Source organism: Kamptonema formosum PCC 10802, assembly GCF_000332335.1.
Lineage (GTDB): Bacteria > Cyanobacteriota > Cyanobacteriia > Cyanobacteriales > Oscillatoriaceae > Oscillatoria.
The window spans coordinates 2,103,420-2,115,503 of sequence record NZ_KB235948.1; the positions used below are offsets into that span (position 1 = coordinate 2,103,420).

At 54.7% G+C, this 12,084-nt stretch carries 14 protein-coding genes and 1 pseudogene; 5 read left to right on the forward strand and 10 right to left on the reverse strand.

All coding sequences use genetic code 11. The features are described from left to right. Positions 1 to 15: 15 nt before the first annotated feature. Both OSC10802_RS0109000 and OSC10802_RS0109005 read right to left on the reverse strand, forming a co-directional pair. A complete protein-coding gene (locus tag OSC10802_RS0109000; RefSeq protein ID WP_017716452.1) occupies positions 16 to 558 on the reverse strand; it encodes a Uma2 family endonuclease in 543 nt (180 codons plus the stop codon). A 243-nt stretch (positions 559 to 801) separates the two neighbouring features. Continuing rightward, positions 802 to 1,371, reverse strand: a complete 570-nt coding sequence (locus OSC10802_RS0109005; RefSeq protein WP_026098317.1) for a Uma2 family endonuclease — start codon at positions 1,369 to 1,371, stop codon at positions 802 to 804. Between the two features lie 61 nt (positions 1,372 to 1,432). Between OSC10802_RS0109005 and OSC10802_RS49285 the strand changes: the two genes are divergently transcribed. Next, positions 1,433 to 1,609 carry a hypothetical protein gene (locus tag OSC10802_RS49285; RefSeq protein ID WP_017716454.1) on the forward strand — a complete coding sequence of 59 codons (177 nt, stop codon included), beginning with the start codon at positions 1,433 to 1,435 and terminating at the stop codon, positions 1,607 to 1,609. Between the two features lie 34 nt (positions 1,610 to 1,643). Here the strand turns inward: OSC10802_RS49285 and OSC10802_RS49290 are convergent, their stop codons facing one another. The 4 genes from OSC10802_RS49290 to OSC10802_RS49300 form a co-directional block, all read right to left on the reverse strand. Beyond that, complete coding sequence (locus OSC10802_RS49290; protein WP_155967480.1) at positions 1,644 to 1,787, reverse strand: hypothetical protein; 144 nt, start codon at positions 1,785 to 1,787, stop codon at positions 1,644 to 1,646. 41 nt (positions 1,788 to 1,828) lie between these two features. Next, positions 1,829 to 1,966, reverse strand: coding sequence for a hypothetical protein (locus OSC10802_RS49295; RefSeq protein WP_155967482.1), 138 nt, complete (start codon positions 1,964 to 1,966; stop codon positions 1,829 to 1,831). Positions 1,967 to 2,109: 143 nt separating this feature from the next. After that, positions 2,110 to 2,304 (reverse strand): hypothetical protein, encoded by a 195-nt coding sequence (locus OSC10802_RS0109015; protein WP_017716455.1) that lies wholly within the window; start codon positions 2,302 to 2,304, stop codon positions 2,110 to 2,112. 90 nt (positions 2,305 to 2,394) lie between these two features. Beyond that, positions 2,395 to 2,553 carry a hypothetical protein gene (locus tag OSC10802_RS49300; protein ID WP_155967484.1) on the reverse strand — a complete coding sequence of 53 codons (159 nt, stop codon included), beginning with the start codon at positions 2,551 to 2,553 and terminating at the stop codon, positions 2,395 to 2,397. An 80-nt stretch (positions 2,554 to 2,633) separates the two neighbouring features. On the opposite strand from OSC10802_RS49300, the gene OSC10802_RS49305 reads away from it, so the two are divergent. Both OSC10802_RS49305 and OSC10802_RS0109025 read left to right on the forward strand, forming a co-directional pair. Beyond that, positions 2,634 to 2,825 carry a hypothetical protein gene (locus OSC10802_RS49305; protein ID WP_155967486.1) on the forward strand — a complete coding sequence of 64 codons (192 nt, stop codon included), beginning with the start codon at positions 2,634 to 2,636 and terminating at the stop codon, positions 2,823 to 2,825. Further along, a complete protein-coding gene (locus tag OSC10802_RS0109025; protein ID WP_369797062.1) occupies positions 2,785 to 3,729 on the forward strand; it encodes a Cof-type HAD-IIB family hydrolase in 945 nt (314 codons plus the stop codon). Before OSC10802_RS49305 ends, OSC10802_RS0109025 begins: the two co-directional genes overlap by 41 nt. Positions 3,730 to 4,049: 320 nt before the next feature. Here OSC10802_RS0109025 and OSC10802_RS0109030 read toward each other — a convergent pair whose 3' ends face one another. After that, on the reverse strand, positions 4,050 to 4,928 hold the full coding sequence (locus OSC10802_RS0109030; protein WP_044170028.1) for a DALR anticodon-binding domain-containing protein: 879 nt from the start codon (positions 4,926 to 4,928) through the stop codon (positions 4,050 to 4,052). 566 nt (positions 4,929 to 5,494) lie between these two features. On the opposite strand from OSC10802_RS0109030, the gene OSC10802_RS0109035 reads away from it, so the two are divergent. After that, positions 5,495 to 6,187, forward strand: a complete 693-nt coding sequence (locus OSC10802_RS0109035) for a Crp/Fnr family transcriptional regulator (protein WP_017716458.1) — start codon at positions 5,495 to 5,497, stop codon at positions 6,185 to 6,187. 443 nt (positions 6,188 to 6,630) lie between these two features. Here OSC10802_RS0109035 and OSC10802_RS44145 read toward each other — a convergent pair whose 3' ends face one another. Together OSC10802_RS44145 and OSC10802_RS49310 are read right to left on the reverse strand one after the other, a co-directional pair. Beyond that, on the reverse strand, positions 6,631 to 10,245 hold the full coding sequence (locus OSC10802_RS44145) for an ATP-binding protein (RefSeq protein ID WP_082218260.1): 3,615 nt from the start codon (positions 10,243 to 10,245) through the stop codon (positions 6,631 to 6,633). 447 nt (positions 10,246 to 10,692) lie between these two features. Continuing rightward, on the reverse strand, positions 10,693 to 10,863 hold the full coding sequence (locus tag OSC10802_RS49310; protein ID WP_155967488.1) for a hypothetical protein: 171 nt from the start codon (positions 10,861 to 10,863) through the stop codon (positions 10,693 to 10,695). Positions 10,864 to 11,156: 293 nt separating this feature from the next. On the opposite strand from OSC10802_RS49310, the gene OSC10802_RS0109050 reads away from it, so the two are divergent. Beyond that, complete coding sequence (locus OSC10802_RS0109050) at positions 11,157 to 11,633, forward strand: MEKHLA domain-containing protein (protein ID WP_017716461.1); 477 nt, start codon at positions 11,157 to 11,159, stop codon at positions 11,631 to 11,633. 161 nt (positions 11,634 to 11,794) lie between these two features. Here OSC10802_RS0109050 and OSC10802_RS0109055 read toward each other — a convergent pair. Further along, positions 11,795 to 12,084: pseudogene (locus tag OSC10802_RS0109055) on the reverse strand (transposase); the annotation flags it as partial.

Genomic DNA, 12,084 nt, shown 5'->3' on the forward strand with positions numbered 1-12,084 from the left:
GCACCGGCACATCCTTCAGTCAAATACAGGTGGCCAAAGTTCAGCCACCGGCAGTTCCCAACCGGGGAAGAGTTCTGGAATCGTGAGGGTATCGCTATTGAGGAGTACCGCTGGCTCGCCGGTGGGGCGATAAACCGTCACTGTCTGTCTGTCGGGATCGATGAGAATTCCAATTTGCGCTCCCAGTTGGAGGAAGGACTGAATTTTTTCCTCTAGGGGTTTGAGGCGGTCCGTTTTGGATTTAATTTCTACCATTAAATCGGGGACGAGCTGAACAAAGTCGCGAGTGCTTCGCCGCAGCCTTGAGGCTTTGACAAAAGAAACATCAGGTGCCCGCAAGTCTGAGTTAGGCAGGATAAACCCACCGCTGGAGTCATAGACGCGCCCCAGCCGGCGGGGATTGATCCAGAGCTTTAACCGGAAGATCAACTCAGCCCCAATTTCGCTTGATGTGTCATCACATGGCCCCATCGCCAAAATACTCCCATCTACTAACTCTAGTTTCCAGTCGGGATGTTCGCTCTGTACTTGCTCCAGGTCTTTAACTGTGAGTGTCATAGCAACACCTCTTTTAAACATCTGAAGTCTATGGTAGCAGGTTCCCACACGAGCCGGCATTTCCAGGGAAGGGATGCTCCCAAAGGGGGGAGCGCCTCAACATCTATCATCAAATGCGAGCGCTACTGCTAGAGTGCCGGTCGATAAATCTCAGAACCCGGCTTTCTTTTGCGATCGGCAGCGAAACCCGGTTTCTTAACCTCAATTTTAAGCGCTGACCGGCTCTCTTGCTCGCTGGCGCTTTTACTCCTCACCGCTGTCCTCAAATACGGGAGGCCAAAGTTCAGAAACCTGCAATTCCCATCCGGGCAATAATTCTGGTACGGTCAGGGTTTCCCCGTTGCGGTAGATGCCCGGTTTTTGTCCTTGCCGGTAGACGGTGACAGTTAACTCATCGGGGTCAATGAGAATTCCAACTGTAGCGCCTTGACTGAGGAATGTCCGAATTTTCTTGCGCAATTTGCTAATTCGGTCGCTTTGGGATTTAATCTCGACGACCAGATCCGGGACGATTTGACCGAAATAGCGCACGGTGCGGGGCATGCGCGAGCGCGATATATAGGAAACGTCAGGTGCGGTTAAATCTGTATTTGGCAGGATGAAACCGCCGCTGGAGTCAAAGACAAAACCGAGGCGGCGGGGGTTAACCCATAGATTTAGGAGAAAGCAGAACTGAGCGCCAATAAAGCTGGATACGATATCTGATGGCCCCATGACTGTAATCTCTCCGTCTCGCAACTCTATCTGGTAATCGTTGGGATCGTCTTGCAGCTGTTCTTGGAGGTGTTCCAAGTTTGTTACGGTCATAGACATAGGCTTACTGTGGGTTAATTTATAACTATTATACAGTAAAATAGCTAGGTTATGCGGGGTTATGCGAGGAAATTTTGCCGCCGTTGGGGAAGTTGGTGCGGAGGAGATGGGTGCCGATAAATCGTCGCTTGGCGTGACATTCGCCCACATCGCAGGTTTGGGAGCCGCCGTGACTATCCCTTCCAAACGGTTAATCAAAGTAACAGTATTAGCAGCAACAGGAATTGACTCGCCCTGACTCTTCTTGCCTTGCAGTCAGACTTTCCAGCTTGTTAGTCAGCGCCACACTCACCGGCTGAGCACCGGCTGCTTGTATTTGGTGATTCCACTTGCTTTGCCGTCAGGGTTTCCAGACGAGAAATCAAATTTTTTTTGACAATCTTGCTATCTTGTGCTATGGGAACACTTGCCGTCACCGGCTCCCGACTCTCAGTATTGAAACTGCTGGCGGGAGTGGTTAAAGTTTGAGGCGCAGCACCGGCAACCGCTGTGCCGGCGTCTCAACCGCAGCAGCAGCCACAACCTCTCGTGGCGGTGGCACTTGTGCGGTGAAGTCAGCCGCCAAAGCCGGTGTGGCTTCTATAGCAGTATGCACTTAGGTTAGAACATTAGACCTTCAGGGGGGGCGGGACACCTGCCCTACGTCTATATAGCAGTAAGCATTAGGAAACGTACATTCCCGCTTCCCTTGCTCCCCCGCTTCCGAAGCTTCTATTGTTCTAACCAATATGACTGCTGCTATACAACTGCCGGTGTTTCCGATTGCAGATTGACTGTTGCATTCAAACCGAGAATTTCAGATGCCACCGGCACTTCCGTAGCGAGTTGCGCCTCAACTGCTGGAATTTCTTCAACTCCCTCAATCTCCACCGGCAGATTATCAATCGCCGTCGAGGCAGCAACCTCCGGTGCCGGTACAGGCGTTGCGGCCAACCGCAATTTAGATAACTCTTTTAACGGAAATTAGGTTATTTATGAAACAAGCGCCTCTGATACAGCCTGCAATTGCGAACTTTCGCGAGTCTAAGCTGAAGAAAGTTTTACAAGATCCGACAGTTTAATTTGCGAATAACTCATCTGTGCGGCAAGAACTGCAGCTGCCGGCGAGACTTCTGTAGCGGTGGAAACCAAATCGCCTGCAGGATCTAAATTATCCGTAAAGTTTTCCAGTTGAGCAATCAAATCCGCGCTTTGCGTCTTCTAAATCGTCCACCGGCAGACTTTCCTCCGCCACCACTTCCTCTGGTGCCGGTATTGCTTCCGTGACTGGCTCAATAATAGCATCTGATGGTTCTGGGTTCTGCGCGAACTTTTCCAGTTACGATGCCGGCAGGGGATGCCTGCAGGTAAATTCGCGGGTGAATTTGCCGGTAAATTTGCCGGTGATGCGCGTGGGTCAGTCCCCCACAAGGGGTGGGTGCCAATCCAAGCCGGTGGGACACACCGACGGTTAAATTAGTGGGGAAGAACTCGCAGGCTGACAAGGAAAAGATGATGCAGACAGCAGCAGTCGCTAACCAATCTGCCGGCACCACCGGCACCCGAGACATTCGACTCTTAGTCCTCGATATTGATGGAACAATAGCTGGCGAGTCCAATCAAATCAGCGAGCCGGTGTTGCGAGCGATTCAGGCGGCGCAGGCGAAAGGCATCCAAGTCGCCCTCGCCACCGGTCGCATGTACTGTTCGGCGCTGCGCTTCCATCACGCCATTGGCTCCAGTATGCCACTGACCTGCTACCAGGGAGCCCTGATCCAAGATCCCGCCACCGGGGGCGTTCACCGGCACCTGCCAGTTTCCCACCACCTAGCTCAGCAACTGCTGGAACACTTTGAAGAGCCAGAACTGCGGTCAGTGCTTTCTGTCCACGTTTATCTCAACGACCGGCTCTACGTCCGCGAAATCACTCCCGCCTCAAAAGCTTACGGGGAGCGCACCGGCGTTGAGCCGGTGCCGGTGGGGGACTTGCGCCAATTCCTCAGAGCCGAACCGACGAAAATTCTAGCCCTGTGCGACGATGCCGCTGTGATTGACTGTCTGCTGGGGAACATGCGCCGGCGCTACACCCCAGCAGAGCTTTACATGACCACATCAGTGGCCACATTTTTTGAAGCCACCCACCCAGCGGTGAATAAAGGTACGGCGGTGCGCTACCTGGCAGAAGAGCTTCTCGGGCTGTCGCCGGCCAACGTCATGGCCATTGGGGACAATTTTAACGATGTGGAGATGCTCGCTTATGCCGGCACCGGCGTGGCGATGGGCAATGCCCCTGCCGGCGTTCAAGCCGTGGCCAGCTGGGTTGCCCCCAGCGTGGACAAAGATGGAGCGGCGGCGGCGATAGAAGAATTTTTGCTGTAAGTGCGCATCAGAAAGGGCACCGACGACTGGCCGTGTTTCGTCTCGGTGCCCTAACTGGTTCGCTCCTCACACAAGTCAAACTATACAGGAGGCGAGCGAATTTTGTCACCCCCTTTAGTTAAATTTTCATAACTTTTTTTTGCCGGCTTGCGAGAGTAATGCCTCAACTTCTTGCCAGCCCTAAGCAACTAAGGATGGGGAGAGGCTGGAAGTCCCACAGGTAGGGGATTGGAGACAGAAGTGGCAGCGGCGGGGGGACGCCGACAGTTAATTATAAATTATCAATGGGAAATTTTTAATAAGAATTAATCATTAATAATTTAGAATTCCTCCGGCGCTGGGACGCCCAGGCGGTAGAGCAGCAATCGCAGCGCGGAGAGAGTGGCCAGAATCAGCCCCAGTCTGGCCTGAGCGAGTTTGGGGGATTGGGTTTTCACCTCTCCCCAAATGCGACAGGCGCTGTGGAAGCTCTCAAAGGCTTGACTGAGGGCAGTGGCCCACTTCAGGCAATCTGCCGGCGTCTCCTTTGCGTCGAGCGCCGCCACGAGTTGGGAGATCAGGCGGCGCTCGGCGGGATGCGCCAGTCGCAGGGTGCTGGGAAGGGCCCCAGTATCCAGCCAGGGAAAGGGAGCCGGTGCGATAGCGTGCCAGTGTGGCTGCGCCAGGGCCAGCAATCCCTCCCGGTGGGCTAAACGCAACAGGGAACAGCAGCGAGCGCTGGCGTACTGTGCGGGGAACAGGCTAGCTGGTTCACACGAGAGTTGGGGCGGGCGCTCTGGCGGGGGCAACTCCCCCAGCACTGGGAGCTGAGTTAGGAATTGCAGCCAGTTAGCCAAACCGGCCTCGGTGAGCTGGAAATGAAGCCAGCCAGGAGGGACAGCGGCGACGGCAATTTCCAGCTCACCGTGCAGGGGCGGCTGGCCGGCGTCACTGACACTGGCGGGTGTCTTTGCGTGCAAATGCGCCGCGAGTTCTGCAGCGATCTCCGTGGCGGGCCGGTGGCAGATTTTGGCCATAGCGAGCGGCAGCGCCGAAATGTAGAGAATGCGAGCGGGATCTTTAGGCCGGTGTAAGGGAATGGCCTCCAGAGACTCCACTGTTCCAGGCCCTGTGCCGCATGTACTGAGAGCCTCTTGTAGCTGACCCAACAGTAGCAGCTTGATGGCTGGGGATTGTGCGGCTGATAAACCTACCCTCACCTTCGCTCCTCCGCACCTTTGGCAATATCCGTTTAATTAGTTTAAACTAATTTAGTTGCGAGATTCTGTAAAGCTCAGTCAATGGGTGCGTGAATAGTTCAGGGAATAAAAATTAAATAATTATTTTACCGGATATAAAGAGAGGGAATATGGGAGCCGGAAGCGCGCCGAGGCTTTGCGCCGCCGGTGGAAGACCAGATTAACGCTAAAAATCCTGAAAAATTTCTAGAAGGCAGAAGTAGTCTTTGATACCTTGAACGTAGCAGCAGGACATATCAATAAAACATATATAACAGAGATAAAACCGAGCGAGTCGGATTTTCAAGCGCACCTACCCTCACCTTCATATCATTTCCTTGAACTGCCGCAATTACAAGCCGGTATCGGGCGATGGTTGGGGGTTAGGGGTTAGGGGTTAGGGGTTAGGTAGGGGAGCAAGGGAGGCGGGGGACATTGCCAATGCCCCAGTCCCGCCGCGATGCCCCAGTCCCGCTGCGATGCCCAATGCCCCAGTCCCGCCGCGATGCCCAATACCCAATGGCCTTATCTGCGTTCCGCCCCTTGCTATGCACACATCCTTAGATTCAGACGTCACAAGACCCTTTTTAACTTGGCAACGGATTCTAGACTGGGCTGAGGAACACTACCGCTGCCGGACTTTTAGCAAAGACGAGCGGATTCCAGCACGCCCCGAGCTGGTGTATTTGGTGCAGCGGGGTGCTGTGCGGCTGGTGGGGACAGGCCAGATTGTGGCCGCCGCCGGCCAGTCGAAGTCTGACTCAGGGGAGATGGTATCGGAAGAAACCTTTTTGGGCTTCGTCGGTGCCGGCCAGCCGTTTGAAATTGTCGGCCAATCGCCGGTGGCGCTCCAGGCTTACGCTCATGTGGACGAGAGCACAGTGCTGTGGATGTACTGGCACGACTTAGACAACTGGCCCCACTTCCGGCGGGAGATACTGGATGCGTTTCGCTACCAGCACCAGCGCAAACTGCTGTGGCTGGCCACGCTGGGGCAGCGGCGCACGATTGACCGGCTCTTGGGGTTTCTCACCCTGCTGATAGAAGAATACGGCGAGCGCACAGAACAGGGTTACTGCCTGCCCTGGTCGCTGACCCACGCGCAAATTGGCAGCGCCATTGGTTCGACGCGCGTTACCGTGACCCGCTTGATGGGCAAATTGCGTGCCAAAGGGCTGATTGACATTTACGGCGATCATCTTATCTGTTTGCCTGGTGATTTACGCAATTCGGAAGTCTGAATAAAGAAGGGAGAGGCGTTAGTCCTCACCCAGAAAATATGCAATTAAAATCCATAGCATTTTGGCTCGCAGTCAGGTATAGCAGTATGCACTTAGGTTAGAACATTAGACCTTCAGGGGGGGCGGGACGCCTGCCCTACGTCTATAGAGCAGTAAGCATTGAGGAACCCTACATTCCGGCCTCCCTTGCTCCAGAGCTCCCGAAGCTTCTATTGTTCTAACCAATATGATTGCTGCTATATCAATAGACAGTAAGTTAAGGACAGGACATCTGACTTCCTAGTAGGGATAGGGACAGGCGAGACGCCTGTCCTACGTCCTAACCTAACTGGCTACTGATCTAAAACCGAGGTGAAGAAATCGGGGTTCTCAGCAGGTAGTGACATAGCTGTCGGGGGGAAAGGGAAAAGAAAGCCGGTTTCTGAGATTAGAAGCGCTATCCCTCACCCTCGTTCGGGCAGCAGGTGGAAACTGTGGGGAGGAATAGTGTTTCCGGCAGGTAACATATCGGACGATTGGTAGAGGGGCAAGGAAATCGTAAAGCGCGACCCCTTACCGATACTGGACTCCACAGTAATTGAGCCGCCGAGGATTTCGGTCAACTTTCTCACGATCGCCAAGCCAAGCCCCGTTCCCTGGTACTGGCGGGACAGAGACGAGTCGATCTGGGAGAAGGGAGAGAAAAGGCGGAGTTGGTCGGCTTCATCAATGCCGATGCCGGTGTCCCAAACCTGAAAGTGAATCATTTCAGGTGTGGTGACATGGTACACCCCGTGGGTGCCGGCAGGAGTGCGGGTGCGGTAGATTTTCAAGCCAACGGTTCCCTGTGGGGTAAACTTGATAGCGTTGGAGAGCAAATTCAACAGCATTTGTTTGAGCCGGCGGGGATCGCAGATCAGGTAGTCCAAATCGGGATCGACTTCCATCTCTAGTTTTAAGCCTTGGTTGGTCAGCCGTTCGTAGATCAAGCCGATGGCGCTCTCACAGATATCTTGGATAAACACCAGCTGGTATTCCAGTTCCAGGCGATTGGCCTCGATGCGAGACAGGTCGAGAATGTCGTTGATCAGGTCTAACAAGTGCTGCCCACTGCTGCAGATGCGGTCAACATAAAGTTTTTGTTTGGAGTTGAGTTCGCCGAAGGATTCCTCGAGCAGGACGCTAGAAAAGCCGAGAATGGCGGTCAAGGGGGTGCGCAGTTCGTGACTGGTGTTGGCGAGGAATTCCTCTTTGAGATGGTTGATGGCTGCCAGTGTTTGATTTTGTTCTTGCAGCAGCTGCCACTGGTGCCTGACTTCGGTGACGTCAGAGCCAATCCCGATGACGCGACAGATGGTGCCAGAGGCGTCTGCGATCGGTGCGTAAACGGTTTCAAAGGTTCGGGTGCCGGTGGCGGCGGAAACGTCGTAATTGGCGACGACTTTTTGGCCGGTGTCGAACACTTGACGGATTAACGGTTCAATGGTATCGGCTCCGACTCCGATTAACTCGCGGTTGGTTTTGCCAATAATGTCAGGCTGCCGCCGGCCCAGCAGGGACGCCCCAGCTGGGTTGATCGAAAGGTAGCGCAGCTGCCGGTCGTATTCGACAAATACATTGGAGGACTGTTCCAGGAATAGGCGGAAGTATTCAGCGCTGAGGCGCTGCTGGTGCTCTTCGCGGTAGAGGCGGGCTTGACGGATGGCGATCGCGCACTGGGAAGCCACCTGTTTGAGGAGTTCGAGTTCAGCCGGCTCGAAGCGGCGGGGGCAGGCGTGAAACACCGCCAGGACACCAATCAGCCCCCTGTCGTCGGAGATAGGACAGTGAGCCTGCCACAGGAGGCCAGAAGGGGGTGAGGGCTCGCTCCCTCCGGCGTGCCGGCCTTCTGGAGGCTGCCGCAGGTTCAAGGGCTGCTCAATGGGGACGCTCTCAAGGCAGGTTTGACCGGCAAACAGGCGCTCCCGAAGGGTTTCGGGCCAGTCTCGCACAGAAAAGCGCTCTCCCACAAGGGATTTGGAGAACCCGAGGGTGCCGCTGAGGTGCTGGTATCGCACTTGGAGGACTTCGAGCCGGTCGTCGAACAGACTGGCGTAACAGCCATCAGCGCCGAGGGTGTTGCCCAGACCTCCCACAGCGGCTTCCAGCATTTGGTCTTCATCGAGGGCTTGGCGCAAGGTTTCAGTCAGCTGGCGGATCAGCTGTTCAAATTGCAGGGATTGCTCCAGTGCGCGGGTGCGCTGGCTGACCCGGTCTTCGAGTTCGCAAGCGTAGGCTTGCAGCTGGTGGACGAGATTCGCCTGCTCGATGGCAATGGCCATCTGATTGGCCACGGCTTGCAGGAGTTGCTGTTCGTCTGCGGTCCAGCATCTGGGAGCGTGGCAGTGGTGAGCGGCGAGCAGACCCCACAGCGGGGAGGGAGAGACTGTTCCGGCACTCGTGTGCTCCGCTGCGGTGTCGGTGCGCTGAATCGCCACCGCCATCATGCTGCGCGCGCGCACCTGGTCGAGCATTTGCACGTGGCACTCAGCCAGACCGGCGGCGCGGATGTCGTCCACGCTCCACAGACGCCCGCAGCGATAGGCTTCCAGATAAGGCGGGGGAATGCACTCTGCGGGGAAGGACTGGCCGAGCATAGAGGGATAGGCGGAATTGACGTTTTCGGCAATACAGGTGCCACTGCTATCGCTTATGAGCTGGTAGGCGATAACTCTGTCTGTATCCAGCGCTTCTCTGAGTCGCCTGACTGCTGTTTGCAGAATGGCATCGAGATGGAAGGTGTCGCGGATTTGAGCGGAAATTTCACTGAGGAGGGCTTCGCGCTCCCGCCGCTGCTGGATTTCCAGCTCGGCTCGCTGGCGTTCGCTCAGGTCTGTGACAAAAGTGAGCAGGTAACTTTCGTCTTCTTCAACTCCAATCAAAGACATCACCGCTTCTGCCCAGATCGTGGAACCGTCGCCGCGCAGGTAGCGCTTGCGCCTGGTTTGGCGTCTGTCTCCCTCTTGGAGCATGTGCTGGATCAGCCGCATTTCGGCGGCGAAATCTTCTGGGTGAGTGATGGAACGGCGATCGAGATGCCGCAGGTGGGTTTCGCTGTAGCCGGTGAGCCGGCAAAAGGCGGGATTGGCGCTGAGGATACCGCCATCCAAACTCTCGCAGACAATGCCAATCGGGGCTTCCCAGAACAGTTCGCAGCCGGCTGGCGCGTGCAGGGGGTGGCCCGGCGCTGGTGCGCTGCCACTGGCGGATGAGGCGTTGCTGTCAGCCGGCACCGGCCACTTTTCATTTTTGCTCGAAGCGGTGCCGCCGGCTAGCCAGTTTTTTGCCGGTGCTGGTTTGGCGGCATCATGGGGAGTGGCTGATGGGGTAGCGGTGCTGGGTTCTTGTATTACCTGTTCCCCATTACCTGTTTCGTTGAGGGTATCGCCTCCCACAACCCTTAGCAGCAACAGCCACAACCGTCGCAGCACGCTCCCGTGACTCTCCAGTTCTCGGGGTTCGAGATTGCAGCAGTGGGGGGCAGCGGCAGCGACGGCTGGGGCGCTGAGCAACCGCGCAATCGTGTCGGGATTGAATACGAGGCCAACTCGCCACGCCGGCGCTGTCTGAGAAGTTTCCGCCATCAAGGATGAAGGCGGTTTTTGATCTGTGAAACTTTTGCTTTCCAGATCGCTTTTTTCAGCGGCAGGCTCTATCTGAATCCAGACATTTAGCCCAGGACTTAAGATTAGCAAACTCGCTCCCACTCCAGCTAAGGGAATTCGCTGCAGCGCCCTACCGCTCGACCGCACCTGTGCGGCGCGGCTCTCTACTGGGCGAGTGCGTGCCGGTTCGGCAGCACAGCCAACGGTGGCGGGTTCGGCAAGCCATCTGCTGTCCGGACTGTCCGGCGCGTGTTCGGAAGTCTCCTGCCAGATTTGCTCTAGCTTCTGACAGAGCGCTAAATTCTCTCCGACTGCCATTAGCGCCCGCAACCGGCCACTGGATGCTAGGGCCGTTTGTATCACTTGTACTGTACCGCAGACCCCCGGCCAAGTCAAATGCAGTACAATTTGACCGGGCAAAGTTAGATGGCTCATTAGTTTATCGCAGACTTGTGCGGAACGCTGATTTAATGGATAGCCTTACACCCCCTCCTAACAGGAAAAAAACAAATAGATTTTTGTTTTATCTTATTCAAAACCATTCACTCACCACCCTTGCTTATTGAACGCTAATTACCGATTTGCCGCACTCTCAAGAAAAACGAGTGAGTGCGGCGTCAAGTATGCGGGAGAGAAGTCGGGGGGACCGGTGGGCGTGGGGGCTGTTCCCGTTTTGTTTTTTCTTATACTATTGTGCCTCGCTCTCGCAGCTGTGGATCGGACAGGCTGGGAAAAATTTTTGGGATCGCCCTACTGGCGTGCTGGGGAGAGTGGCTCCTGCGCGGCGGTTGGGGAACTCTGACAAACCCCGCCCGGGCGAGCTGTTCCTCTCCCGGAGCGGTAGCGTGGGGCTTTGGCCAAAAGGCTGGCTGCTGAGGGCTTCTAGAAATAGGTCAGGGGTGCCGCCGGTTTCCACTGGGCGGGTAGGGGGGGAATGCTGGGATTTGGCCCTCCTTGGTTGCTGCCAGTTAACAATCTTGCCGGTGTGGCTGGCAATGAGGCGGCTTCTAGCATCATTAAACAGTCCAGGGGGGAGATTGTGGACTTTGCCAAAAGTAGAGCAAGTCGTTGTGGGGGTTTATTCCATTGTACCAGAAGCCCTGTGTCAGCGCAACTAGCGTTTGGTCAGCCACCACTATACGCCGGCCAATCCAGCTGTGAGGAGCTTGGGACAGTAAGTGGGCGGACATAAATAAGATTGCAGGAGAAACCGGGGTTCTTAAAGAAACCTGGTTTCTGGAACCTCGCTTGCTGTGATTTTGCTCACCTGCTTATATTATGTCCATGCAAGCAGACATGATATTACGGGATAATTTATTATTTTGAAGTCCCTAATTTTCACACCTATGAGTGACGACACCCAATTCCCCTGGCAGGATTCAGCTGTAATCCGCCACAGTCAGCGCCTGTTGCGCAGCTTCCAGCACTGGACGGGAAAAGTCCTGCTGGATGTTGGCTCTGAGCCGGTGGAAATAGCGCGGGCTTTGTTTGAGGCTCCCTTTTTCCTGGCTTCCCACAGCATGGAAGAAAACCCAATGTACAACTACGGCAACCGGCGGGCGCTTGAACTTTGGGAGCTTGATTGGGAGCAATTTACCAAACTGCCTTCTCGTAATACAACTGAGCCGGCAGACCGGGCAGAGCGTGAGCGCCTCCTCACTCAAACGAAAAACCAAGGCGCTGGCAACTGGCAGGGCGTGCGAATCTCCAGTACGGGGAAGCGTTTTTTTGTCGGAGACGGCATCATCTGGAATGTTTTAGATGAGCGGAATCAAATGTGCGGGCAAGCTGCCACTTTTAGCAAGTGGACACTGCTTTCCTGACAGGTTGCAGAGATGTAGGGGTCAGCGTCTCTTCGACCCCACAAATATCCACAAGTGTTGAATTCTGTCACAAAACTTTACATTTTAGCTTACATTTATCCTGCCCTGAGTAAAAATGCTTAGCCAGAGAGAAGTCGTTCTATCCAGTGGACATAGCTGATTTATTGACACATACAACATTGAAGATAGCGGAGTTTATCTAGTAGCGTAGTCCCCCATTCTTTAGGAATATCTACTATCTTTAATATCAGGTAAGCTATCAGCGAAACATAAATTTGTATAGCTATACCATTTACATTTTTAGTAATCAGCTTATCCAACTTAAGGTGCATTTTAAGAAACTTCCATAGCAACTCTATGTGCCACCTATATTTGTAGATTTCCATAAGCTCTTCATCAGAGACTTCGGCCCGCTCCAAATTGGTGGCCAATCTATACTCAGCACGCTTTT